General features: G+C 64.9%; 23 protein-coding genes. 17 read left to right on the plus strand and 6 right to left on the minus strand.

Features of this window, described 5'->3' with window-relative positions; all coding sequences use genetic code 11:
* Positions 1-54: 54 nt before the first annotated feature.
* From FAZ97_RS21290 to FAZ97_RS21300, 3 genes are read right to left on the minus strand one after another with little or no spacing between them, the layout of a single operon-like run.
* On the minus strand, positions 55-1005 hold the full coding sequence (locus tag FAZ97_RS21290; RefSeq protein ID WP_158760388.1) for a dimethyl sulfoxide reductase anchor subunit family protein: 951 nt from the start codon (positions 1003-1005) through the stop codon (positions 55-57).
* A complete protein-coding gene (locus tag FAZ97_RS21295) occupies positions 1006-1869 on the minus strand; it encodes a 4Fe-4S dicluster domain-containing protein (protein WP_158760389.1) in 864 nt (287 codons plus the stop codon). It abuts the gene before it with no gap.
* Positions 1870-1882: 13 nt separating this feature from the next.
* The gene (locus FAZ97_RS21300) at positions 1883-4735 is read right to left on the minus strand and encodes a molybdopterin oxidoreductase family protein (RefSeq protein ID WP_407671881.1); all 2853 of its coding nucleotides are present in this window, start codon (positions 4733-4735) and stop codon (positions 1883-1885) included.
* Between the two features lie 310 nt (positions 4736-5045).
* On the opposite strand from FAZ97_RS21300, the gene FAZ97_RS21305 reads away from it, so the two are divergent.
* The 7 genes from FAZ97_RS21305 (at position 5046) to FAZ97_RS21335 (ending at position 10879) form a co-directional block, all read left to right on the plus strand.
* Positions 5046-5261, plus strand: a complete 216-nt coding sequence (locus FAZ97_RS21305) for a TOBE domain-containing protein (protein WP_158760391.1) — start codon at positions 5046-5048, stop codon at positions 5259-5261.
* A 218-nt stretch (positions 5262-5479) separates the two neighbouring features.
* Positions 5480-6652: a porin gene (locus FAZ97_RS21310; protein WP_158760392.1), complete on the plus strand. Its 1173-nt coding sequence runs from the start codon at positions 5480-5482 to the stop codon at positions 6650-6652.
* 328 nt (positions 6653-6980) lie between these two features.
* Entirely contained in the window at positions 6981-7466 is a 486-nt protein-coding gene (locus tag FAZ97_RS21315) for a hypothetical protein (protein ID WP_158760393.1), read from the plus strand.
* 6 nt (positions 7467-7472) lie between these two features.
* Positions 7473-8000, plus strand: coding sequence for a hypothetical protein (locus tag FAZ97_RS21320; RefSeq protein WP_158760394.1), 528 nt, complete (start codon positions 7473-7475; stop codon positions 7998-8000).
* Positions 8000-8278 (plus strand): hypothetical protein, encoded by a 279-nt coding sequence (locus FAZ97_RS21325; protein WP_158760395.1) that lies wholly within the window; start codon positions 8000-8002, stop codon positions 8276-8278. Before FAZ97_RS21320 ends, FAZ97_RS21325 begins: the two co-directional genes overlap by 1 nt.
* Before the next feature lie 159 nt (positions 8279-8437).
* Complete coding sequence (locus tag FAZ97_RS21330) at positions 8438-8824, plus strand: hypothetical protein (RefSeq protein ID WP_158760396.1); 387 nt, start codon at positions 8438-8440, stop codon at positions 8822-8824.
* Positions 8825-9199: 375 nt separating this feature from the next.
* Positions 9200-10879, plus strand: a complete 1680-nt coding sequence (locus FAZ97_RS21335) for a purple acid phosphatase family protein (protein WP_158760397.1) — start codon at positions 9200-9202, stop codon at positions 10877-10879.
* Positions 10880-10918: 39 nt separating this feature from the next.
* Here FAZ97_RS21335 and shc read toward each other — a convergent pair whose 3' ends face one another.
* Positions 10919-12952: a squalene--hopene cyclase gene (shc, locus tag FAZ97_RS21340; protein WP_158760398.1), complete on the minus strand. Its 2034-nt coding sequence runs from the start codon at positions 12950-12952 to the stop codon at positions 10919-10921.
* 64 nt (positions 12953-13016) lie between these two features.
* On the opposite strand from shc, the gene FAZ97_RS21345 reads away from it, so the two are divergent.
* The 10 genes from FAZ97_RS21345 (at position 13017) to FAZ97_RS21390 (ending at position 22729) form a co-directional block, all read left to right on the plus strand.
* The gene (locus FAZ97_RS21345; RefSeq protein ID WP_199272119.1) at positions 13017-13724 is read left to right on the plus strand and encodes a TetR/AcrR family transcriptional regulator; all 708 of its coding nucleotides are present in this window, start codon (positions 13017-13019) and stop codon (positions 13722-13724) included.
* Positions 13725-13841: 117 nt separating this feature from the next.
* Positions 13842-14801 carry a 4-hydroxyproline epimerase gene (locus FAZ97_RS21350; protein ID WP_325073244.1) on the plus strand — a complete coding sequence of 320 codons (960 nt, stop codon included), beginning with the start codon at positions 13842-13844 and terminating at the stop codon, positions 14799-14801.
* Positions 14783-15958, plus strand: coding sequence for an NAD(P)/FAD-dependent oxidoreductase (locus FAZ97_RS21355; RefSeq protein WP_158760401.1), 1176 nt, complete (start codon positions 14783-14785; stop codon positions 15956-15958). Before FAZ97_RS21350 ends, FAZ97_RS21355 begins: the two co-directional genes overlap by 19 nt.
* The gene (locus tag FAZ97_RS21360) at positions 15951-16226 is read left to right on the plus strand and encodes a 2Fe-2S iron-sulfur cluster-binding protein (protein ID WP_158760402.1); all 276 of its coding nucleotides are present in this window, start codon (positions 15951-15953) and stop codon (positions 16224-16226) included. Before FAZ97_RS21355 ends, FAZ97_RS21360 begins: the two co-directional genes overlap by 8 nt.
* Positions 16223-17491 carry an NAD(P)/FAD-dependent oxidoreductase gene (locus FAZ97_RS21365; RefSeq protein WP_158760403.1) on the plus strand — a complete coding sequence of 423 codons (1269 nt, stop codon included), beginning with the start codon at positions 16223-16225 and terminating at the stop codon, positions 17489-17491. Before FAZ97_RS21360 ends, FAZ97_RS21365 begins: the two co-directional genes overlap by 4 nt.
* Positions 17492-17581: 90 nt before the next feature.
* The gene (locus FAZ97_RS21370; protein ID WP_233271724.1) at positions 17582-18364 is read left to right on the plus strand and encodes an AraC family transcriptional regulator; all 783 of its coding nucleotides are present in this window, start codon (positions 17582-17584) and stop codon (positions 18362-18364) included.
* Between the two features lie 173 nt (positions 18365-18537).
* Positions 18538-19452 carry a dihydrodipicolinate synthase family protein gene (locus FAZ97_RS21375; protein WP_158760404.1) on the plus strand — a complete coding sequence of 305 codons (915 nt, stop codon included), beginning with the start codon at positions 18538-18540 and terminating at the stop codon, positions 19450-19452.
* 92 nt (positions 19453-19544) lie between these two features.
* Positions 19545-20582 carry an Ldh family oxidoreductase gene (locus FAZ97_RS21380; RefSeq protein WP_158760405.1) on the plus strand — a complete coding sequence of 346 codons (1038 nt, stop codon included), beginning with the start codon at positions 19545-19547 and terminating at the stop codon, positions 20580-20582.
* 87 nt (positions 20583-20669) lie between these two features.
* Positions 20670-21332 (plus strand): response regulator, encoded by a 663-nt coding sequence (locus FAZ97_RS21385; protein ID WP_158760406.1) that lies wholly within the window; start codon positions 20670-20672, stop codon positions 21330-21332.
* Positions 21329-22729, plus strand: a complete 1401-nt coding sequence (locus FAZ97_RS21390; RefSeq protein ID WP_158760407.1) for an ATP-binding protein — start codon at positions 21329-21331, stop codon at positions 22727-22729. Before FAZ97_RS21385 ends, FAZ97_RS21390 begins: the two co-directional genes overlap by 4 nt.
* A gap of 24 nt (positions 22730-22753) precedes the next feature.
* Here FAZ97_RS21390 and ampC read toward each other — a convergent pair whose 3' ends face one another.
* Together ampC and FAZ97_RS21400 are read right to left on the minus strand one after the other, a co-directional pair.
* The gene (ampC, locus tag FAZ97_RS21395) at positions 22754-23932 is read right to left on the minus strand and encodes a class C beta-lactamase (protein WP_407671824.1); all 1179 of its coding nucleotides are present in this window, start codon (positions 23930-23932) and stop codon (positions 22754-22756) included.
* Between the two features lie 81 nt (positions 23933-24013).
* Positions 24014-25582: a purine-cytosine permease family protein gene (locus tag FAZ97_RS21400; RefSeq protein WP_158760409.1), complete on the minus strand. Its 1569-nt coding sequence runs from the start codon at positions 25580-25582 to the stop codon at positions 24014-24016.
* Positions 25583-25668: the final 86 nt, after the last annotated feature.

Here is a 25668-nt window from a genome sequence, read left to right on the forward strand (position 1 = left end):
GACGCGCGAACAGCTACCGGGGCATCGGCGCTGCCGATGCCCCCGGAGGTTCCATCAAGCCGCGCGCTGGTAATACAGGTTCTGCGGGTGACGCGCCTGCGCGAAAAAGAACCAGCGCTCCGCAACGAGGCCCGCGTACTGAACCACGCACGCCGCGACGAACAACGTCGCGGAAGACGTATGCAGCGCCAGTGCAAGCAGCGCAAATGGCACGACAAACGCGCCTGCAAGAAAGCCCCACTTGACCCATTGCATCACAGCGTCGGACTGGCCATGAAAGAACTCGCGCAAGTTAAAGGCGCTCGCCGTAAAACCGCGCGAAATCTGCCTGATCTTCTCAGCCTTGATACCCGTGGCGCTTTGCAGCGTAGAACGCGGATGCAGCCGCTGATTGCGTGCGAGCGCGGCGACGCGGGCCACGCAGGCAGCCACGATCAGCACGCCTGCCACAAACCCAAGGCTCGGCACGATGGCGGGCGCAAACCACACAGCACTAGCCGTTGCGATCGTAAAACCCGACGCGCAGCCGAGCAGCACGAAATTCACCAGCGTAAGCGGCGTGGCCCACTCCTGGAGAAAGCGCAGGCACGCATAGATCATGGCCGTGCAGATAAAGAGGCTGACGCTGGCAAGCACGGCAACCGCGCCGATGGCGAGCGACCACGACGCCTGCATCCAATGCGCCAGACCGTAGAGGAACGTGGTTGCGAGAAACACAGGCAATGCGAGACATTCACGCGAAAGCCACGAGGTGCGCCACATGGCAATGGCGCGCCACGCGCGCTCGGGATGACCAAGATGGAAGACCGAAGCGAAGAGCCCCAACGCGCCGAGCACAACCGCGAGCCCCGCACCACAGAAATAGAACTGCCGCGGCACGCCCTGCAACGGCGCCCATTCGGGATGCAGCCGCGCAAGCCACTCGACGCCAAAGAGCGCGATCAACAGACCTTGCCCCGCACCCGAAAGCGTAGTCAGGAAAACAACGGAAAATGCGGGTCTCATTCAAATCTCCTTTGTCGCGACCGGTCGCGCGCGCGTGAATAGCGACTTCACTCGCGTGGCAAAGGCGGCCAGATTCAGCTTTCCCGAATCCAGTTGATCGTCGAGCCGCTTATCGCGCGACATGGCCGGTCCACGCCGGATCGCCAGGCTCGCGAGGTTAATCGGCTCACCGGCTTCGAGCATGCTCGTGGGCGACGCAGCCGATGCCCCCCCGCCGCACCCGCACGAACCGCTGCCACAACTGCTTTCGGTCTTCACGCGCGGCAGGTAGTGATTCGACGGCTTCGTTCCCCACTCCGGCATTAGCTGATAGCCGCCACGCGCCTGAATCGCCTTCGACGCGTCCGACTCGGGGTCGTGAATGTCACCGAAAATACGCGCCGATGTCGGGCACGCGAGCACGCAAGCGGGCTTGCGGTCGCGCTCGGGCAGCGCCTCGTTATAGATGCGGTCCGCGCACAGCGTGCACTTGGTCATCTCCTTGCGCGCTTCGTCGAGTTCGCGCGCGCCATACGGGCAGGCCCAGGAGCAATACTTGCAGCCAATGCACTTGTCATAGTCGACGAGCACGAGGCCGTCTTCCTTGCGCTTGAAGCTCGCGCCTGTGGGACAGACCGGCACGCACGGCGGGTCTTCGCAGTGCAGGCACGATTTCGGAAAGTGAATCGTGTCCGAATTCGGGAACTCACCGGCTTCGTAGGTCTGCACGCGGTTGAAGAAGGTGCCGGACGGATCGGCGTCGTAAGGGCGCACGTCCGAAAGACTCCCCGCCTGCCCCGACGTATTCCATTCCTTGCAACTCGTCACGCACGCGTGGCACCCCACACAGACGTTCAGGTCGATCACCAACGCCATTTGCGTCATTTCGGAATCCTCCTTACTTGCCTGTCACAACGTTGCGCAAACGCGCAGCGAACTTGCCGCCGCCCGCGAAATACGCCTGAATCCGGGCAACCGTGCCGGTCGAACCCGGCAGCGGCTGCATCGGCGCGAACTGCGGCAGCGTGTGGTCGGCATCGGCCTCGGCTGGATAGACGCGCACACGCACGTCGTACCACGCGGCCTGCCCCGTCACCGGATCCGAGTTCGAAACGCGCCGGCCATCGCCGAAAGGCAGTTCCTCGGTAATCAGGTGATTGAGCAGGAAACCACGTTGCGACTCATTGGCCTGCGGGCCAAGATTCCATGCGCCGGCGGCCTTGCCGATGGCGTTCCAGGTCCATACCGTGCCGGGCTCGACGGCCTCGCTGTAGCGCGCCATGCAGCGCACCTTGCCCCACTGCGATTCCACGTAGATCCATCCGCCGTCCTCGATGCCGTTTTCCTGCGCCATACGCGGATTCACGTACAGGTAGTTCTCGCCGTGAATCTGCCGCAGCCACGCGTTTTGCGAATCCCACGAGTGATACATCGCCATGGGGCGTTGCGTGACGGCCGCGAGCGGGTAGCGTTCGAGATCGGTTGCCGCGAGCTCGAGCGGCGCGTACCAGAATGGCAGCGGATCGAAATAACGCTCGACGCGCGCGCGCAAATGCTCGGGCGGCTGGCGCGCATCCGTCTTGCCCTGCGCCGCGAGGCGAAACTTCTGCATGACATCCGAATAGAGCTGGATAAGGATGGGTTCTGCGAATTTCCGGAATCCCTTCTCCACGGCGAATTGCAGGTAAGGCCCATTTACGCCGCGCATGTACTGAAGTTCTTCCGGCAGCGTGTAATGGAACACGCAGTTATGCTTCGCGTATTCCTCCCATTGGCGCGGATTGGGTTCGCCCACGAGCGCCTTGTCGCCGTCCTTGCCGCGCCAGCCAATCAGGAAGCCAACGCCGGAACCCGGCGCGGTCTGGAAGTTGACGATGAAGTCCGGATAATCCTTGTACTTGCGCTTGCCTTCGGCCGTCGTGAAGGCCGGCAACTTCAGGCGGCTGCCCAGTTCGACGAGCACTTCCTGGAATGGGCGGCACTCGCCGGTGCGCTCGAGCACCGGCACGCGCACGGAATCCACCGGCCCGTCGAATTCCGAAATCGGCCGGTCGAGCATCGACATCGCGTCGTACCGCTCGAGGTAGGTCGTGTCGGGCAGGATCAGATCGGCGAACGCCGTCATCTCCGACTGGAACGCGTCGCACACAACGAGGAACGGAATCTTGTACTCGCCGTCCGGCCCGCGGTCGGTCAGCATCTTGCGGACTTCGCTCGTGTTCATCGACGAATTCCACGCCATGTTGGCCATGAAGATCAGCAACGTGTCGATGGGATACGGGTCGCCGCGCCACGCGTTCGTGATGACGTTGTGCATCAGGCCATGCACCGCGAGCGGATATTCCCACGAGAAGGCTTTGTCGATGCGCACCGGCTCGCCCGCTTCGTCGATGAAGAGATCGCCGGGCGCCGCGGGCCAGCCGAGCGGCCCGGACGGCAGTGGTGTATTCGGCTTGACATCGTTCGGACTGCTTGGCGGCTTGGCCGACGGCGGCACCGCGCGCGGATACGGCGACTTGTGACGAAAGCCGCCAGGCCGGTCGATCGTGCCGAGCAGCGACATCAGCACGGCAAGCGCGCGGATCGACTGAAAGCCGTTCGAATGCGCAGCCAGCCCCCGCATGGCGTGAAAAGCGATGGGGTTGCCCGTCACGCTTTCGTGCTTCATGCCCCAGGCGTCTGTCCATGGAATCGGCAGCGTGATCTTGTGATCGCGCGCCGTTTGCGCCATCTCGCGCGCGAGGCGGCGGATCGTCCCGGCCGCGATGCCGGTGATCTCCTGCGCCCATTCGGGCGTCGTTTCCTTGAAGCGCTCACGCAGCAGTGTAAATGAAGGCGCCACCGGCGTGCCGTCGTCGAGCACATAGCGGCCGTCGAGCGCGGGCTGCGCGCCGGGCGTGTGATGCTGCACCGCACGGCCGGTGGTCTCGTCCCACCACAGATGGTTTTGCGGGAACAGCGGATTGCCCTCGGGCAGCGCCGCGTCCTTCACGAACAGGCCGAACGTGTGGCTCTCCGCGCGCATGTCCAGCAGCTCGCCCGCGTTGGTGAAGCGCTTGACGAATTCGTGATCGTACGCGTCGGCCTCGATCAGTTCGTGGATCAGCGCCATGAACAGCGCGCCGTCCGTGCCGGGACGAATGGGCACCCATTCGTCGGCAATGGCCGCGTAGCCGGTGCGGATCGGATTGATCGCGATGAAGCGGCCGCCCGCGCGCTTGAACTTCGAAAGGGCGATCTTGAGCGGATTGGAGTGGTGATCCTCCGCCGTGCCGATCATGATGAAGAGTTTCGCGCGGTCGAGGTCGGGGCCGCCGAACTCCCAGAACGAACCGCCCATGGTGTAGATCATGCCCGCGGCCATGTTCGAGGAACAAAAGCCGCCGTGGGCGGCGTAGTTCGGGGTGCCGAACTGCCTCGCGAAAAGGCCCGTGAGCGCCTGCATCTGGTCGCGGCCGGTGAACAGCGCGAACTTTTTGGGGTCGGTTGCCCGCAGGTGGGCCAGACGCTTCTCGATGGTTTCGAGCGCCACGTCCCACGAAACCGGTTCGAACTGTGCTTCGCCGCGCCCGGCGCCCTGCTTGCGCATGAGCGGCTGCGTGAGCCGGGCCGGCGAATACTGCTTCATGATCCCCGACGAACCCTTCGCGCAGATCACCCCCTGGTTCAAGGGGTGCTCCGGGTTGCCGTCGATATAACGGACTTCCCCTTCGCGCAGATGCACGCGAATGCCGCAGCGGCACGCGCACATGTAGCAGGTCGTGGTCTTGATTTCCAGCTTTTCGTCTTGAGTTCGGGCGCCGTGGTCCACTAGAGGCCTCCAATTACGACTGACGGGTGTCCGGGAACCGCCACGGCACACCATGCATGCGCTAGAAATGGTAGGCCTGTGTGATTGACTACTCAACTTTGCATTGCGGATACCAGCCATCACGAAATCCGATAGTTTCGATAAGCTTACCGTGCTGCGGGAAACCCTGATTTCCTGAAAGCGGCGCCGCACGGTATGGTCCAGCCCTTAGTTTCCCCTCAGCCACCTCGAACCTGGATGTTTGCGAATCATGGATACCCCAACACCCCGCATTCGCAACCAGTTCCACGGCCGGATCGTCGGAATCATCCGAGGCGAGGCGCATTCCGAGGTCGATGTCTCTACGGCGGCGGGCATCTTCACCTCGGTCATCGAAACCCGGATCCTGGACCAGCTCGGCCTGGACGCCGGCGCGATGGTCATCGCAATCGTCAAATCGGCTGACGTCAGGCTTGCGATGCCTTGACGCGCCTGTTCGATCGGCCGCCCGCCGCGTCGATCTTTCACTATTTGGTTGACTTATCTACCATCATCGAAGCCCTTCGCTCCTCGTGAACCGAAGATATCAAGAACCTAAACGAAGTTTCATTTTAAGGGCCATTTTCGACACGTTTGCGTAATTGCCCTCGCCTAAATTGCCGGTTCCGCCACACACGAAGATTCCTCCTTCTCTACGGAACCGAAATGAAAAAAGCGTTGTTGAACATTCTCGCGCTCGCGGCCGCCGCCGCCTGCACGAGCGCTCACGCACAAAGCAGCGTCACGCTCTACGGCACGGTCGATGCGGGCCTCGACTACGTCAGCAATCAGAAGTCCTCAACGGGTCATGGCACGACGTGGGGCATGCAGTCCGGCAACGTGAGCACGAGCCGCTGGGGGCTGCGCGGCACGGAAGACCTGGGCGGCGGCCTCAAGGCGATCTTCGACCTGGAGAACGGCTTCTCGGTCGTCAACGGCAAGGGCTCCAACGGCGGCTATATGTTCGGCCGCCAAGCGTGGGTGGGGCTGGGCAGCGACCAGTACGGCACGCTCACGCTCGGGCGTCAGTACGACGCGCTCGTGGACATGATCGCGCCCATGTCGGCCACGGGCTCCGGCTTCGGGGGCAACATCGCGATGCATCCGTTCGACAACGACAACCTCAACAACGACGTGCGCATGAACAACGCCGTCAAGTTCCGCAGCGCAACTTACGCGGGCTTCCAGGTGGAAGGCGCCTACGCGTTCAGCAACCAGGGCGGCGGCTTCGCGAACAATAGCGCCTACACGATGGGCGCTTCGTGGAATGGCGGCCCGATCAACCTGGCCGTGGCGTATTTCCAGGGCAACGAGCCCGGCTCGACCACGAACGGCGCGCTGAGCGCCGGCAGCGGCACCGACAACGATCCGATGTTCGTGGCCGCGCGCACCCGCACGCTCGGCGCGGGCGGCAGCTATACGATCGGCCCGGCCAAGGTGGGCCTCGTGTTCACGCGCACGATGGTCGCCGAACCCACGCAAATTGCCCAGGGCGGCTCGCTCAATGCGTTCGACGCCGACTACCTGACGTTCAATAACTTCGAGGTGAACGGCCGTTACGCGCTCACGCCGCAACTGAGCCTGGGCGGGTCCTATACGTACACGGACGGTTCGGTCAGCCGCGCGGAGGGCAATGCGTCGCCGCACTGGAACCAGTTCATGCTGCAGGCCGATTATGCGCTGAGCCGCCGCACCGACGTGTATCTCGAAGGCGTGTATCAGCGCGTTTCCGGCGCCCAGGGTATTCCGGTGCTCGGCAATGCTTCGATCTATAACCTTGCGGCTTCGTCGAACAATACGCAAGCGGTCGTCGCGGCGGGGATGCGGCTGAAGTTCTAAGCCCGCTCACGCGAGTCATCAAAGAAACGTGAACAGATGATGCCAGCGGGCAAAGTCATAACCCTTTGCCCGCATTCTGTTTACCAGGGCGTCCCGCATTCTGTTTACCAGGGCGTTTGCGGGGCTGCTCGTTCAAGACCGGCACGACTCGACGGCATCGAACGTGCACTCGAACGCCATTGAGTCGTGCCAGTAGGCGTCCGTGGGCACTGCCTGGCGTGCTTTGGCAACACACTTGCGGGAGCTCAACGTTCTGACCTTGTTTTGCAGATTTTCGCGCGAGCGCGAAGTACGCTGACAAGCCGAAAACGGAACGGGCACCCTTAAGATGTGGAATACGCTATACGTACCGCTTGAATCCGGTTGGCAATGCGCGCTGGTTCCAGGGCCGCAGTATTTCGACCTGACATGTTTTGGGCGCGGTTACCGGGATCTGCCGGCACGCTGGCTTTACCCGAACGCCGGTCGGGACCGTGACCTATGGTCGTGGAATGCGCTACCCGAAGTGGACAAAGGCGAGTTGTGGGAAAAGGACAGGCTCAGGCAACTCACGCAAGACCGGGCGGCCTTTGCGCGTCATTTCCGCCCGAACTGGGACCTGCACACGATTACCGGGGAAAAGGCGCTGCGCGAGGTTCAGACGTTTGTCCGCCACCGGCTGAAACTGGCGCACTGGAACCTGCCGACCGATAACGCGGAGGTGCGGAAACTGCTGTGCGATGCGGTCGCATCCGGTCGGCTTGTGCCTGTCATCAACCGCGAATATCGCGGCCTGCCACGTGTGGCACAGCCCGATCCCGCACCGCAGCGCTGACCCGCGATGGGCGGCGGGGGTAACGGGTATCAGCCCAAAGTCATCAGTTACGACGAGTTTCTGGCCCTCCAGCGAGCCAACGGCGAACTTCCCGCGTTGGACGCGTCTGCTGGGGGCGTTGGCGCTACGCTCGACCCGTTGCCTGACCTTGGTGCTACGGCCAGGGCTGACGATGGTTTCGGCTTGCCCGGCTTCGTCGAATCGGCGGCTGGTGCTTTGCTCGGCGGCGATGATTCAGGTGGCGACAATGCTGGCGGGACCTCTGACGATTTGTTGACCGGCGAGGCCAGCGACGGTTCACCTCTGCTTGGCGACGCGCAGCCGTTCGAGTACAAGGAAGACTCAGCTGCTGGCGCCGTAACTGACCTTGCAGCGCGCGGAGTAAGCGAAGCAGACGAGGCCGAATGCTATGCGCAATATGAGCGGGAACTTGACGAGTGCAAGCTCTATAGCGCAATGCCCCAAGATTCGTACACATACCTCGCTTGCAGGGCACAAGCGTTTACGAACTACAACCAATGCAGAGGATATTGATGACGAATCCCCCCCCCAAGCGTTCGTTTGTCGTGTCGTATGACGAGGCGGCGGACAAGTTGACGGTATGCTCCCTGAATGATGCTGATATCGCGCCTTTTCTCGCTAGCGCTCTCAAAGCGGATTGGCCACTGGAGAGCGTCAATCACGAATTGACCGACGCCGTAGCTCAGCGGCTTGGGGCAACAGCGCTATCAGTCCTTGCCCTTTATAGCCCCGCGTTGAAGCCCATGCTGAAGGTCAAACTGGAGCCGCCCGCGTTGCCTGAAACCGAATAGCCGCCACGCGGCCCGCAAAACGCAGAGGCCGATTCTAGCGAGTCGGCTTTTTGTGTTCGCCGTCTCCTGAGAATCCATCAGGAAGCCGGCAACTAAGGCGGACGGAAGAACCCGCGATCTTGGCAATCCCGTTTCATCACTTCCGTACCAGGAAGAGACATGAATGACCTGAAAGCGTTCAACCAATTCCACGATTGGTATCTAGACACTGTCCACGTTTCCAAAGAAAGCGAAACATTGACGCTTGGCTTGTATCTACAAGAGCGGCGCGCACTTGTGTCATTCATAGGAATCAATCGTTGTGCTCTGCAGGATTTTGGCCTGCAAAATATCGTGTACAGGATTGAGCCGCTGAATCCGGGCAGCCCCCAATATGAGACAGCACAGCAGATACTCGCTAAGGCCCAACGATGGACCGATAGTCACCCCAGCAATATTGCACGCCTCTTTTCAACGTGCGGAGCCGAGGTAATTGTCGAGTTCAATTCAATCGAAATCACGATGGAATCGGCTGATTCAGGCGAAATTTCCAAAGCTGGCACATGAAGGTCGGCTTTTTGTGTTCGCCGTCTCCAGGCACGTGCTCCGGCTTCGACGGCAACATCGCGATGAATCCGTTCAACAACGACAACCCGTACAACGACGTTAATTAACTTCTAAGCGAACTGCCGTCACCGGCTCACGCCGCGCCTGAGCCTGAGCAGGTCCTGTATCGATACGGACGGCTCAGTCAGTCACAGCAGGCCGCACGAGAAAAACGCGGCCTGCTGCGCCACGTAGAATAAGGGCAGTGTCATCGCCAGGTCATGCAAGCGCGCCATCGTTGCGCAGACACTCACCCTGCGATGCTTGCGCCCGCGCGCGTCAGTCATGCAAGTCCGCCAGCGCAGGCGTCGCCTTCTGCTCCCGAGGCGAGACGACATGACGAAAAAAGACATCCCCGAGAATGCATCCAACGAAAGCGGCGCCAGTGTCTCGCGCCGCGGCTTCCTGAAGCTTGCCGGCGCTTCCGGCTTCGCGAGCGCCGCCAGCGCTTTCGCGGGCAGCGCGAAGGCGGACGCCGCCACGCCCGACGGCACGCCCGAGCAGATCCACCTCACCTGGGGCGAAGACCCGACGCGCGAAGTCGTCGTTTCGTGGGCATCGCTCGCCTCCTCCACGAATCCGCGCGTGATCTACAGCGCCGATCGCGGCAAGCACGAGACGGTGCACGCCGTTCAGCGCACCTATACCGACGGGCTCACGGGCAATGTCGTGTTCACGTATCACGCGCGGCTGCGCGGCCTCGAGCCAGCCACGACCTATCGCTACGAAGTCACCGCCGATAACGACAGCCGCGCGAGCAGCCCGTTCAGTTCGAGCTTCGCCACCGCGCCGCGCGCACGCGCACCGTTTCGCTTCACGAGCTACGGCGACCTCGCCACGCCGAACACGGGCTGGGTGCTGTCGTCGCCGCAAAGCCGCTTCGCCGTGGAAGCCGTGGAGCGCTTCCAGCCGCTCTTTCATCTGCTCAATGGCGACCTCTGCTACGCGAACCTGAATCCCGCGCACCAGACCGACGTGTGGCGCGACTTCGGCAACAACAACCAGACGTCGTCGGCAAACCGTCCGTGGATGCCGTGCCCCGGCAATCACGAGATCGAGTTCTACAACGGTCCGCAGGGTCTGAATTCGTATCTCACGCGCTATACGCTGCCCGATAACGGCACGCATTTTCCGGGCCGCTGGTACAGCTTCCGCGTGAGCAATGTGCTGTTCGTCTCGCTCGACGCCGACGACGTGGTCTATCAGGACGCCGCCGCCTTCGTGGCCGGCCCCGCGCCGCTCGTGCCTGCCGCGAGCACGGGCAACGCCCCCATCCAGCCCGGCTCGTCGTTCTACGTGCGCGGCTACAGCAATGGCGTGCAAACGCGCTGGCTCGAACAGACCCTGAAGCAGGCGAAGAACGACGACGATATCGACTGGATCGTGGTGCAGATGCACCAGGACGCGCTCAGCTCGTCGAAAACGGGAAATGGTTCGGACAAGGGCATACGCGAAGCGTGGCTGCCCGTCTTCGACCGCTATGGCGTGGATCTCGTGGTGTGCGGCCACGATCACGACTACGAGCGCAGCTACCCGGTGCGCGGCTGCAATCATCACGCGGGCGTCGATGCGAAGACCGGCGCAAGCGTCGATACGCTGCAGCCGCGTCCTGTCACGCATGCCCAGGGTTCAGGCAACACCTTCGACACGAGTCACGGCACGATCCACCTGATCCTCGGCGGCGGCGGCACGAGCGCGCCGCTCGACGTGTATGGCGTGGACGCCGGCAACGGCAATCCGCAGGCGCAGGTGTTCACGAAGCCCAACCACCCGGTGCCGGGCACGACCGCGGGCACCTTCGCGCGGCCCACGGCCGATGCGCTCGAAGACGCGATCTGGTCGGCACAGCGCGATACGGGCACGGGCTATGGCATTGCGGTGTTCGACGTCGATCCCGGCACGCACGGCGGCAAGACGACGATCACGATGAACTACTATCACGCGCCGGGCGCCGATCAATCGCCGACCGGGAATTATGAGTTGTTCGAAACGATTACGCTTTCGAAGTCGCGGTAAAACGACAACGCGGGGCGCTTGCGCCCCGCGTCGAAATCGCTATGCGAGTGCGGCTTCTTCGACTTCGCGCACCTGAACGGCATTGCCCGCCAGCCGCCGATAGCGCGACAGCGCCCACAGCGGAAAATACGCCGTGTAGCCGTGATACTTGAGGTAGTAGATCCGCGGGAACCCGGGCGCATTGTGCGAGCGATGCCACCAGAACCCGTCGTCCTGCTGCACGGATAGCAGATACGCCACGCCGCGCCGCACCGATTCGGATTCCCAGTCGCCGAACGCCATTTGCGCGAGCAGCGCCCACGCCGTGAAATTCGACGTGCTTTCGCCGCCATTGGTGCCGGCCAGGCGCGGGTCGATATAGCTGTCGTTGGTCTCGCCCCAGCCGCCGTCCGCGTGCTGGCGTGCGCGCAGCCACGCGAGTGCGCGTGCGATGTACGGCTGCCTCGGGTCCTCACCTGCGAGCGCGAGACCCGCCAGCACGCTCCACGTGCCGTAAATGTAGTTGGTGCCCCAGCGGCCCCACCAGCTGCCGTCGGCTTGCTGCGTGGCCTTCACGTACTCGATGGCGCGCGCGCGCGCCGCCTTGTCTTCGGTGCGGCCCGTCACGCCGAAGCACAGCAGCACACGGCCCGATACGTCTTCGGTTGGCGGGTCGAGCAACGCGCCGTGATCCGCGAAGGGAATCGCGTTCAGATAGAGGCGGTCGCAATCGGCATCGAACGCGGCGAAGCCGCCGTTGCGAGATTGGAGGCCGCGCATCCAGTCGAGCGCTCGCGTCACGCGCGCCGCGTAGGGGTCCACGCCCGTTTTGCGGGCCTCCCCGCGGCCACGGCGATGGAGCATGGCAACGACCACGGCCGTGTCGTCGATGTCGGGATAGTACGGGTTCTCGTACTGGAAGGCCCAGCCGCCAACCGGCGTGTCCGGCTGCGCGTTCTCGATCCAGTCGCCGCGCACGTCGTCCACCTGGCGCTCCGCGAGCCAGTCATACGCGCGCGCGATGCGCTGCTGCAGTTCCTGGTCGGTGACCGTTGCCGACGCCGGATCGGCGGACACGACCGTACGCGCCTGCTCGAGCGCCATCGTGCTCCATGCCGTGTCCCAAACCGGCGAAAGACAGGGCTGGCAATACACGCTGCCGTCCGGGCGCTCGACAAGCAGTTTTTCCAGCGCATTCTCGCAATCGCGGCGCAGCGGATGATCTTCAGGATACCCAAGCACCTGCATCATCTGGTAGCTGTAGACGATAGGCGGAAAGATGCCGCCCATGCCGTCCTCGCCGTTCATGCGCTCGGCGCACCAGGCCTCGGCGTGCTTCATGGCGCGCTGGCGCAGCGCGCGCGGCAGCAGCGGCTCGATATGGCGCAGTGCGCGGTCGGCCGCGAGAAAGAACCGGCGGATGCCCTTGCCGCGTGCAAAGTATTCGCGCTCTTCTTCAGGCGGCGTGACGAACAGTTCGGCGATCGATACATCGTGAGGATTGGCCGCGCGCGCCTTCAACGAGCAGAGCGCGAGCAGCGGCACCATGGTCGTGCGCGCCCAGTAGGCGACCTTGTACATCGAAATGGGCACCCATTTCGGGAACAGCACGAATTCGATCGGCATGAACGGCGTGGCGCGCCACGGCACTTGACCGAACGTGGCGAGGAGGATGCGCGTGAACACGTTCGACTTCGCCGCGCCGCCGAGCTTCAAAATGGCTTCACGCGCGCGCACCATGTGCGGCGCATTGGCCGGATCCCCCGCCGCCTTCAACGCGAAATATGCCTTCACGCTGCACGAGACATCGGGCGCGCCGTCCACATAGAGGTCCCATGCGCCGTGCGTCTGCAGACGCTGAATGTCGCGCAGGTAGCGCGCCATCTTCTCCTGACGCACCACGTCGATCTTGCCCATGAAATGCATCATGAGGATGTATTCGGCGGTGATCGTGGCGTCCGATTCGAGCTCGAAGCACCAGCTGCCATCGGCGTCCTGCTGTCGCACGAGCGCTTCGCGGCCGCGAACGATCGAGGCGTCGAGCGCCGCCATGGCAGCCGCGGAAGCGGTAAAAGGCGGGGTGAAATTTTTCATCGGCGGATCATACCATCCGTACGGAATGTTTAGCCACGAAGGCTGCAATGGTATGATCGCCGCCATGAAAGACTCGTCCGTCAAGGCGCCCGCGCGCGCGACAAGGCGCAGCGCGAAGGCGGCTGACGCAGCGGCCCCATCTGCTCCCGCGGCCTCGAAGCCCCCTTCCCCGCGCAAGGACCTGGCTCCAGCCGCCGGCACGCGCCGCAAGAAGGCTCCGGCCCAGGTGCGCGCACAATTGCTGCAGGCGGCTTCCGATATCGCCACCGATCAAGGCGTGCCCGCCGTCACGCTCGACGCGGTAGCCGAACGCGCCGGCGTGACCAAGGGCGCGCTGCAATATCACTTCGCCAACAAGCAGGGCTTGCTCGACGCGCTCTTCGAGCAGACGCTCGCGCGATTCGAGCAGCAGATGCAAACGCGCATCGAAGAGGGCGTGGCGGAAGGCGCGCCCAAACACGGTGCAGCCGCGCGCGCCTACCTGCACACGACCATCGACGAAACGAGCCCCGCCGCCAGCACCAATGTGCTGCGTGTGCTGGTGGCCGCGATGATGACCGACCCCGCGATTCGCGAGCGCTACGCCGCGCCCATGCGCAAGTGGACGCGCCCCGACCCGCTGCCGCTCGAAGCCGCCGCCCGTCTGATGATCTGCCGGCTCGCGGCGGACGGTCTGTGGATCTCCGACCTGCTCGGCTACCAGAACATGCCGCCGCGCCTGCGCGCCGAGGTGGTGCGCCAGCTGGAGCAACTGGCGCTCGTGAAAGACTAACGAAAGCACACGCCAGGGGAACACCCTGAGCCGCGTATTCACACGCGGCGCACTATGCCGAAATCGTCACCACGCAAGGGCCGTTCGAGCAAGACGGCCAAAATGGCGCGCCCTACGATTGTCGGCATGAAAACCCTGACCGTTATCGACTCCCATACGGGCGGCGAGCCCACGCGCCTCGTGATCGCAGGCGGCCCCGAGCTGGGCCACGGCCCGCTCGCCGAACGCCTCGCTGCTTTCCGTCGCGACTTCGACCACGTGCGCGCGGGCGTCGTCAACGAGCCGCGCGGCTCGGACGTCATGGTCGGCGCGCTGCTGTGCGAGCCGCATGATCCGTCCTGCTCCGCTGGCGTGATCTTCTTCAACAACGTCGGCTTTCTCGGGATGTGCGGGCACGGCACCATCGGCCTCATCGCGTCGCTCGCGCATCTCGGGCGTATCGCGCCCGGCGTGCATCGCATCGAAACGCCCGTGGGCAACGTCGAAGCCGAACTGCACGCCGACGGCAGCGTCACCGTGCATAACGTGCCCGCGTATCGCTATCGCGAGGCCGTGCCGCTCGACGTGCCGGGCTACGGCCGCGTGCACGGCGACATCGCCTGGGGCGGCAACTGGTTCTTCCTCGTCGCCGATCACAACCTCACGCTCGAAGCGGGCAACGTCGAAGCGCTCACCGAAGCCACGTGGGCGATGCGTCAGGCGCTCGAAGCGAACGGCATTACCGGCGCGGACGGCGCGGTGATCGACCACATCGAACTCTTCGCGCACTCCGACGTGGCGGGCATCGACAGCCGCAATTTCGTGCTGTGTCCCGGCAAGGCCTACGACCGTTCGCCGTGCGGCACCGGCACGAGCGCGAAGGTCGCGTGCCTCGCCGCAGACGGCACGCTCGCGCCCGGCGTGCAGTGGCGCCAGGAAAGCATCATCGGCAGCGTGTTCGAGGCGAGCTATGAAACCGCGCCCGAACTCCCCGCAGGCCATGTGCGCCCGAGCATACGCGGCAGCGCGCATATTAGCGCGGAGTCCAAACTGATTTTCGCCGACGACGATCCGTTCGCGTGGGGCATTCCCGCGTGAGGCAAGGTTCGAGCAGTCAACATGATGTTGTTGTGATCGGCGCAGGTATCGTGGGCGCGGCATGCGCGCACGAACTCGCGGCGCAGGGCCTGGATGTACTCGTGATCGAGCGCGCAGGCGTGGGCGGCGGCGTGACAGCCGCCGGCATGGGTCACCTCGTCGTGATGGACGACACGCCAGCCGAGTTCGCACTGAGCGCGTGGTCGCTGGCGTTGTGGCACGCGCTCGCGCCGCGCCTCGACGAACGCCATGCGTTCTTGCGCTGCGGCACGCTCTGGGTCGCCGCCGACGACGAGGAACTGGCGCTCGCGCAAGCGCGCCAGCAGACGCTGCACCAGCAAGGCGTGGCGTGTTCGATGCTCGACGCGCAGCAGCTGCGCGAAGCGGAACCGGGACTGCGCGATGGCCTGGTAGGCGGCATGACCGTCGATAACGACGCCGTCGTATACGCGCCTGCCGTAGCGGCATGGTTGCTCGAACAACCGGTTAGCGGAAAGATTACCTGCCGCACGCAAACGCAAGTCGCGCGTATCGACCGCGCCGGCGTGCATCTCGCCGATGGCGAAATCATTGCTGCGGGCGCGGTGCTGGTCGCGAACGGCCTGCAGGCGCTCGATTTACTGCCGCGCCTGCCGCTGCAGGCCAAGAAGGGACACCTGCTCATTACCGACCGCTATCCCGGCACGATTCGCCATCAGATTCTCGAACTCGGCTATATCAAGAGCGCACATAACGCGAGTGGCACCTCGGTCGCATTCAACGTGCAGCCGCGGCCAACCGGGCAATTGCTGATCGGCTCGTCGCGGCAGTTCGACAGCACGGACCCCGCCGTCGAGCCCGCGATTCTCGCGCGCATGCTGCGCCGCGCCACTGAATATCTGCCGCAATTGCCCGCGCTCAACGCGATTCGCGCATGGACGGGCTTTCGCCCGGCGTCGAGAGACGGCATGCCGCTGATCGGCCCCGCTGCCTCGTTCGCCGATGACGACGGCCATTCGTCCATGTGGCTCGCCACCGGACACGAAGGCCTGGGCGTCACCACGGCGCTCGGCACCGCGAAGCTGATCGCCGCGCAAATGCTTGGACGTACCGCCGAAATCGACGCGACGCCGTATCTCCCCGCGCGCTTCGCTGCCCAAGGGGTCGTGCATGTCTGAAGCCAATACGACGTTGACGATCGACGGGCGCAAAGTGAGCGTTGCGCGAGGCAGTTCGGTGGCGGCAGCCATCGCCGTCGCCGCACAAGCGGAACATACCGCGCCCGTCACGCGGCGTTCGGTGACCGGCGCACCGCGCGGGCCGCTGTGCGGTATGGGGATCTGCCAGGAATGCCGCGTCACCATCGACGGCGTGCCGCATCGTCTGGCGTGCCAGACGGTTTGCGTTGCAGACATGAGCGTCGTCACCGGAAATGCAACGCCATGAAGTTCGATATCCTGATCATTGGCGCCGGTCCCGCCGGATTGAACGCCGCGCGTATTGCCGCGGAGGCTGGCGCGAGCGTAGGCATCGTCGATGACAATGCGCTGCCTGGCGGCCAGATCTGGCGCCAGGGTCCCGGCCATCGCGCGACGGGCCCCGCGCGAGCCGTGCTCGATGCGCTCGCTGCACGCGCGAACGTCACGCTGCTCAGCGGAACCCGCATCGTCCAAGCGCTGCCGGGGCGGCAACTGCTCGCGGAAAGCGCCGACCGGGCGCTCACGCTCGCTTACGGCAAGCTCATCATCGCCTCTGGCGCGCGCGAACGCTTCCTGCCCTATCCCGGCTGGACCTTGCCGGGCGTCACCGGCGCGGGCGGCTTGCAGGCGCTCATCAAGGGCGGCATGCCCGTGCGCGGGGAGCGTATCGTCATCGCGGGCAGCGGGCCGCTGCTGTGGGCCGCCGCCTTGACCGCGCATCAGCATGGCGCGACGATCGCCGCCATCGTCGAACAGGCGCCTTCGCAAGCGGTGCGCCGCTTCGCGGCCGGCCTCATGCATACGCCCGCGAAACTCGCGCAGGCGCTACGCATGCGCTTCGATCTGCGCGCTACGCCTTACCGGTGCGGTGCCTACGTGACCGAGGCGATCGGCACAACGCGCGCGACGCAGGTGCGCGTGCGGCGCGGCAACGACGAGATGCTGATCGATTGCGACCGGCTCGCGTGCGCCTATGGCCTCGTGCCCAATACGGGCTTTGGCGCAGCGCTTGATTGCCGCCTCGAAACCCTTGCGGGCTCCCCCGCCATCGCCGTGAACGAATGGCAACAGACTTCCGCCGATGCCATTTACGCAGCGGGCGAATGCACGGGCGTGGGCGGCATGGAACTCGCGGCGGTGGAAGGCCGCATCGCGGCCTACGCCGCGCTCGGGGACAACGCGAACGCCCAGCGCCAGTTCGCCGAGCGCGAACGTTACCGCCGTTTCGCCGTGCGCCTGCACGCAGCATTCGAACTCGACCCAGCGTTGCGCGCGCTCCCGCAGCCCGACACCGTGTTTTGCCGTTGCGAGGACGTCGCGTATCGCGACGTCGCCCGCCACGCGTCGTGGCGCGACGCCAAGCTGCAGACGCGCTGCGGCATGGGGCCCTGCCAGGGCAAGATTTGCGGCGAGGCGGCGGCGTTCTGCTTCGGCTGGCCGCAAAACGGCCAACGCCCGCCGTTCTCGCCCGCGCGCATCGGCACGTTGCTGCACGCAGAAGCAGCGGAGTAGCGCCGCACACGCTTTTTGTTGCAGATGCGCGAGCGCGCGCAAATCGGCACAATAGAGACTTCCCGCCGATCCCGCCCCAAGCGCCACGCGATGCCCGAACTGGTTCTGCCCGCCGCCCTCGAAAACGCCACGTTTGCGCAGATGGTCGCGCATTTCGCCATGCTCGAACCGCTGTTCGACGCCATGCCCGACGTGGTGTTCTTCGTAAAGGACGACGAGGCGCGCTACGTGATCGCGAACACCACGCTCGCCGCGCGCTGCGGCTTCAAGGACAAACGCGCGCTGCTCGGCAAGACGGCTGAGCAGGTGTTCCCCTCCCGCTTCGGTCACAGCTATACCGCCCAGGACCAGGCCGTCGTGCGCCAGGGCAGCAGCCTGATCGACCAGCTCGAACTGCACCTGTATCCAGGCCGGCAACCGGGCTGGTGCCTCACCTCGAAAGTCCCGCTGCACGACGCGCGCGGCCGCGTGCTGGGCGTGGCGGGCATTTCGCGCGACCTGCAGGCCGCCGAAGGCACGCACCCCGCTTACCAGCGGCTCGCGGTCGCCGCGAAGTACATCCAGGACAACTATGCGCAACCGCTCAAGCTCGCGCACCTGGCGAAGCTCATCAACATGTCGGTGGCGCAGATCGAGCGTTACTTCCACAAGATCTTTCACCTCACGCCGCGCCAGATGCTGCTGAAAACGCGCCTGGATGCGGCCTCGGTGCTGCTTGCGAGCGACCTGAGCATCACCGACATCGCCACCCAATGCGGCTATAACGATCACAGCGCGTTCACGCGGCAATTCAAGGCCACGGTGGGCGTCACGCCAAGCCAGTACCGCGCGTTGCTGCAAACGCCCGCCAGCGCGCAGACGCCCGGCGGTTGAGCACGCCGCGTGCGGCGGCCCAGGGTTCTCCCCAGGCCATGCCCGACTATGCAGATTTCGTCTTTTTGAAGCACGAAAGGCCTCAAGCGCCAAACGATTTGGACAGCGATACTGCACTCACATTCAACACGTACCGCGGCACGAGCCGCTACGCATTCAAGGAGTGAGTCACAGTGAGCGCTATCCAGTGGAGCGGGGTGTTTCCCGCCGTCAGCACGCAGTTCAAGGCGGACTTCTCGGTCGATATCGACGCCACGCACCGGGTGGTGAGCAATCTCGTCAAGGACGGCGTGTCGGGTCTCGTGGTATGCGGCACCGTCGGCGAGAACACCTCGCTCGCGACGCATGAAAAGATCGCCGTGATCGAGGCCGCGCGCGATGCCGCCGGCGGCAAGGTGCCGGTCATCGCGGGCATCGCCGAATTCACGACCGAGTTCGCGCGTCAAACCGTGAAGGAAGCGGCTCGCGTGGGCGTGGACGGCGTGATGGTCATGCCGGCGCTCGTGTATTCCTCGAAGCCGCACGAAACTGCCGCGCATTTCCGCGCCGTGGCCTCCAGCACCGACGTGCCGGTGATGGTCTACAACAACCCGCCGATCTACAAGAACGACGTCACGCCCGACATCCTGATCGCTCTTCAGGATTGCGAAAATATCGTCTGCTTCAAGGATTCGTCTGGCGATACGCGCCGCTTCATCGACCTGCGCAATGCCGTGGGCGACCGCTTCGTGCTGTTCGCGGGCCTCGACGACGTGGTGGTCGAAAGCGTGGCCGTGGGCGCGCAAGGCTGGGTCTCGGGCATGTCGAATGTGTTCCCGAAGGAAGGCGAAACGCTGTTCCGTCTCGCGAAGCAAAAACGTTTCGACGAAGCGCTCGCGCTGTATCGCTGGTTCATGCCGCTGCTGCACCTCGACGCACGCCCCGACCTCGTGCAGTGCATCAAGCTGTGCGAAGAACTGGTGGGCCGCGGCAGCGCGACCACGCGTCCGCCGCGCCTGCCGCTCGAAGGCGAGGCGCTCGCACACGTGAAGGCCGTGGTCGAGAAGGCGCTCGCTACGCGCCCCGCCCTGCCGGACGTCGGTCTATAAGACTGACTTAAGCACGCCTCTCCGCAGCGCTTCTTCCTTGTCACCGAAACCGGGCCACGTCGGCCCGGTTTGTCTTTTTACACTGGGATGCCATGTCCAGCACCGTCACGAACGACGCACCCGAACCGGTCGTCCTCACGCTAGACGAAGTCTTCACGCTCTCCCGCAACGTGCTGCTGCGGCACGGGATGTCCGAGGCGCATGCCGACGCGATCGCGCGCGTCATCACGCAAGGCCAGCGCGACGAATGCCACTCGCATGGCATCTATCGCCTGCTCGTGTGCGCGCGTTCGCTCAAGAGCGGCAAGGTCGACGCGCGCGCCGAGCCCACGCTGCGCGATATCGCGCCTGGCGTGCTGGCCGTGGACGCGCACTATGGCTTTTCGCTGCTCGCATTCGAAACCGGCCTGCCCGTGCTCGCGCAGAAAGCGCGCAGCCAGGGCGTCGCGGCGATGACCATCAACCACTGCTTTCATTTCTCGGCGCTGTGGCCCGAGGTCGAAGCCATCGCCGCGCAAGGGCTCGTGGGCATCGCGATGAACCCGAGCCATAGCTGGGTGGCGCCCGCCGGCGGCACGCGCGGCGTGTTCGGCACGAATCCGCTGGCGTTCGCGTGGCCGCGCGAAGGCGGCCTGCCGTTCGTGTTCGACTTCGCCACGAGCGCCATTGCGCGCGGCGACATCGAACTGCACGCGCGCGAAGGCAAGCCGATTCCGCCGCACTGGGCGCTGAACAGCGACGGCCAGCCCACCACCGACGCCCGCGCGGCGCTGGACGGCGCGATGCAAACCTTCGGCGGCCACAAGGGCTCGGCGCTCGCGGCCATGATCGAGCTGCTTGCGGGCGCGCTGATCGGCGACCTCACGAGCATGGAGTCGCAGGCCTTCGACGGCGGTGCGGGTGCGAGCCCTTGCCACGGTGAGCTCGTGATCGCGATCGATCCCCGGCGTTTCGGCGGCGATGGCTACGAAGCCGGTCAGGCACGCGCGGAGCGGCTCTTCGCCGCCATCACCGCGCAGGGCGCGCGCTTGCCGTCGCAGCGCCGGTTCGAAGCGCGCGGGCGCAGCGAACGCGATGGCGTGAAGGTGCCGCGCGCGCTCTATGACGATGTGCTGAAACTCCTCGACTGATTGCCGGGCGCTCCCTTTGCGTGCCGCTTAAGCACCGGTTAAGCCGGGATGAGCGACAATGTAAGGCTGGAATTAGGGGAGCGAGCGATGCGCCTGTTGCTGGTGGAAGACGATGAAATGATTGCCGAAACGGTGCTCGATTCGATGCGCCGCGAGGGTCATGCCGTCGACTGGGCGCGCGACGGGCGGGAAGCCGAGCTTTCGCTCGACAACGACGTGTACGACCTCGTGCTGCTCGATCTCGGGCTGCCGAAGAAAGACGGTATCGAGGTGCTCAACGGGTACCGCCGCAAGGGCGGGGAAGCGGCCGTGCTGATCCTCACCGCGCGCGACTCGGTCACGGACCGCATCGCCGGGCTCGACGCCGGCGCCGACGACTACCTGATCAAGCCCTTCGATCTCGACGAGCTGGCCGCCCGCACGCGCGCCATGCTACGCCGCCGCACAGGCCAGAAGCAGCCGGTCTACACGCACTGCGGCCTCGCGCTCGACCCCGCCGCGCACGAGGTGACCAAAGACGGCGAGAACGTCGCGCTCGTGCCGCGCGAATTCGCACTGCTGCGCGTGCTCATCGAGCAGCCCGCGCGCGTATTCACGAAGGCCGAACTCGAAGAGCGCATGTACGGCTGGGGCGAGGAAGTCGGCAGCAACGCGATCGAGGTGCATGTGCACAGCTTGCGCCGCAAGATCGGCACCGACCAGATCGTGACCGTGCGCGGCGTGGGCTACCGGCTCAAGAGATCGGAATGAACTCCATCCGCCGCCGCCTGCTGGGCTGGCTCATCTGCGGCTTCGCGGCCGCTGCCTTGGTGGCGGGCTTCGGCATTTTTCACACCGCGCGCGACGAAGCGGGCGAGCTGTTCGATTACGAGCTGCACGCCGTGGCGCTTTCCATGCCCGCGAACGTCGCGACGGCGCGCGAAGTCGAGAAGTCCGGCCCCGGTTTCGACGAGATCGCCGACGACCGGATACTCATCCAGATCTGGGACCGCGACGGCAAGCTGATTTACCGCTCACAGGAAACGCCCGTTCTGCCGCGCCAGCCCACGGGCTTTCGCACGATCGAGGACGACGAGGTGCATTGGCGCGTCTACGGCTTCGCACAGCCGGAGCGCTTCGTTCAGGTCGCACAGCCCATTTCCGTGCGCGACGGGCTGGCGCTGCACCTCGCGCTGCATACGCTGTGGCCGCTCGCGCTGCTCGTGCCGGTCGCCATCGTGCTCGTGCTGTTCGTGGTGACGCGCGGGCTCGCGCCGGTGCGCGCGTTGTCGGCGCTGCTCGCCGCGCGCTCGGCTCATGCGCTCGAGCCGTTGCGCCTCGATGGTTCGGTGCCCGTCGAGCTGCGCCCGCTCGTCGTCGCGCTCAACGATCTGCTGGACCGGTTGAATGCGGCCTCGCAGGCGCAGCGCACCTTCATCGCCGACGCGGCGCACGAACTACGCTCGCCGCTCGCCGCGCTCAAGCTGCAATGGCAGGCGGCGCTGCACGACGGCACGCTGAACGGCGAGCCGCTCACGCTCGAGCGCATGCAAACGCGCCTGAACCGGACGATACGCCTCGTGCAGCAACTGCTCACGCTCGCGCGAGAAGATGCGCAAGCGAGCGCCCCCGCCGCGATCGTGAGTCTGCGGCGCCTCGGCGAACAGGCCATCGGCGACTTCTCGCTGCTCGCGGAGGAAAAAGGCATCGACCTCGGTCTGGAGTCGCGGCCGCCCGTTACGCCCGAGTGCATCTGCAACGTGAGCGCCGACGCACACGGCCTGAACACGCTGTTGAACAACCTGCTCGACAACGCGATCCGCTACACACCAGCAGGCGGCAAGATCGATCTCGTGCTCACGCGCTCACAGGACACGCTCGGCTTCGAGGTCATCGATAACGGGCCCGGCATTCCCGAAGGCGATCTCGAACGCGTGCTCGACCGCTTCTTCCGTGGCGATCATGCCCAGGGCACGGGCAGCGGACTTGGCCTGTCGATCGTGGCGCGCATCGCGCAGCGTCAGGGCCTCACGTTCACGCTGCGCAACAACCCGGGCGGTCGCGGGCTCACGGCAGCGGTGAGCGGATTGCCTGCGCACGAAGTGCCTGTGACCACCACGAATGCGCCCGCCAGTCGAGCCGCCCGGGCGACGAGCGATTCGGCCTGAGGCCGCGCCCACCCTCGCTACGGATTACTGCGCCGGTGCGCCCTTCACGAGTTCCAGCACGCGATACGCGAACCGCACGCGCGATTCGGTGGGGTGATTGCGGTTGGCAAGAATGACGATGGCCGTCTTGCGCGCGGGCTCGAACGCGAGATAGCCACCAAAGCCGCTGGTCGCGCCCGTCTTGTCGAGCAACGTATCGGACTGCGGCGGCAGCGGCGGGATCAACGCCGTGGCCGGGTTGTCCTCCAGCACCATGAAGTTCGCGTTGCCTTGCACGAGATCATTGAGCCTCACCGGCTGCGCGTACTGCTCCCAGACGAGGTCCTGAATATACGGACCCGTGCGGAAATAGCCCACATGCGTAGCCTCCAGCGCGCGCTGCAACTGCGGCTCGACAACGACCACGCCCATGTTCGCTTCGAGAAAGCGCAGCATGTCGCGCGTATTCGATTTCACGCCGTAGGCTTCGTCGGCGAGCACGCCGGGGTTCAGGCGCACGGGCATGTCCTTGCTGTTGTAGCCCTGCGCATAGCTCGCGAGCTGATCGGCGGGCACGCGAATGAACGTGTGCGCGAGCCCCAGCTTCGGAAACAGCGTTTTCTCCACGGCGTCCGCATAGCTCATGCCGAGCTGCTGCGCTGTGATACGCGCGAACATGCCGATGCTCGGGTTCGCATAGGTGCGCTGCGTGCCCGCCGGATAGCGCGGCCGCCATGCCTTGAGCCATGCCATCAGCTGTGCGTCGTTCGTCACTTCGTCGGGCACCTGCAGCGGGAAGCCGCCCCCCGTGTGCGTGCCGAGATTGATGAGCGTCAGCGCGCCGAACGGCGTGCCGCGCGTGTCGGGCAAATAGCGGCTCACTGGCGCATCGAGCGCGAGCCTGCCGTTCACTTGCGCCCAACCGGCGAGCGTGGCGGCGAAGGTCTTGCTCATCGACCCAAGTTCGAAGAGCGTTGCGTTCGTGACGGGCTCGCCCGTTTCCTTCGATGCAACGCCGAAGTTGTAGAAGCGCTGCGTGCCGTTCACGGTCACGCCGATCGCGAGGCCGGGAATGCCGTTCTCGCGCATGAACGCGAGCGCGGCTTCGCGTATTTGCGCGTCGCTGCCGGTGGCGGCTTCCGCGCCAATGGCAGGACGGTTCAGCGCGACGGCGACGAGCAGCGCGCCGGCACAGAACTTTGCGAGTGAACGAAGCAAGATCACCTCCTTGCGCGGAGCGCAAAAGCCGTGATCTTACCCGGTCTACGCGCGAGGGCCTCCGGCCAGGCGCCCCGCGTCTACCCCTTACTCGGCGTACTCCGGGCTGCGTTGCAGTTCACGCACCGCGCCAGCAGTCTGTTCTTCGCGCTTGCGCGAAGCGTGAACCGGCGTAGCGGCATGCCCGCGCACACCGCCGCGTACAAAGCGGCGCCCTTCGCGGCCATACACGGCATCCGGCTCGGGGAAGATCGTGAGCAGTACGACATAGATCATGCCGCCCACCGCCAGCGAAACCGGCACGCTCAGATCGAGCCCACCCGCCAGCGAACCGAGCGGGCCGACGAATTGCCCCGGCAGATTCACGAACGACAGCCCCAGGAACGCCGCCGGCAACCAGGCGCCCATCGCGCGCAAATTCCAGCCGTGCGTGAACCAGTAGTGGCCGCCGCGGCCGCCGCGATTGAAGACCTGGAGGTCGTCCGCGAGGTAGTGGCCGCGGCGCGTGATGAAGCCGATCACCATGATCGCCATCCACGGGCAGCTGAACGTGCAGATCAGCGTGGAGAACGTCGAGACGCTTTCCACGAGATTGAACGCGAAGCGGCCGACGAAGATGAAGCCGATAGCCAGCGTGCCGATCAGCATGGTCGCGCGCACGCGGTTCAGGAGCCTCGGGAACATGCTCGACATGTCGAGGCCGGTGCCGTACAGCGCGGTCGTGCCCGTCGACATGCCGCCGATAATCGCAATGAGGCACGTAGGCAGCAGGAACCAGCGCGGCGACACGGCGAGCAGCCCGCCCACATAGTCGTTCGAGGCGATATAGCTCGGTGCTTTCGTCGCGATGAGCGTGGCCGTGACGAGGCCGAAGAAGAACGGCACGAAGGTGGCGATCTGCGCGGCGAAGACAGCGCCCATCACGCGGTGGCGCGGCGTGTGCTGCGGAATGTAGCGCGCCCAGTCGCCGAGCGTCGAGGCGAACGACACCGGGTTGCTCAACGCCACGAGCACGGCGCTCACGAACGCCACCCAGAAGCCCGCGCCGCCCTCGTGCAGCGTGCCGGCGTAGCCCGGATCGAACGCGCCCGCGAACGCGAAAGCGCCCACCACGAACATGAGACTCGCGGCCCACACGGCGATCTTGTTCACCCACAGCATGAAGCGAAAGCCGTAGATGCACACCACCACCACGAGCACCGCGAACACCATGTAGGCCGAGCCGAGCGTCCAGGTGTTGACCGGTACGCCAATCATGTTGTGCGCGCCGCCGACGAGCGCATCGCCCGAGCTCCAGACGGCGAGCGCGAAGAACGCAATCGACGTCAGCAGCGCGAGGAACGAGCCCACTATACGCCCGTGTATGCCGAAGTGCGCTCCGGACGAAACCGGATCGCTCGTGCCGTTACGCGGACCGAACAGGCTCATGGGCGCGAGAATGCAAGTGCCGGCCAGCACGCCAAGCAAGATGGACCACACGCCTGCCTTGAACGAGAGGCCCACCAGCACCGGGAAACTGCCCAGCACCGAGGTGGAGAAGGTATTGCAGCCGCCGAACAGCAGCCTGAAAAGGTCGATGGGACGCGCGTAGCGCGATGCATCGGGAATGCGTTCGAAACCGAAGGTTTCGATCTGGGTAATGCTGTTGTCGCTCATTGTCTCACTCCTTACCACGCCGATCTGGTTGTGCATGCAAGCAACCAGTCAACGTACTATCAACGTCTCTCGCCCACTTTAATCGA

The organism is Paraburkholderia acidiphila, from assembly GCF_009789655.1.
Taxonomy (GTDB): Bacteria; Pseudomonadota; Gammaproteobacteria; order Burkholderiales; family Burkholderiaceae; genus Paraburkholderia; species Paraburkholderia acidiphila.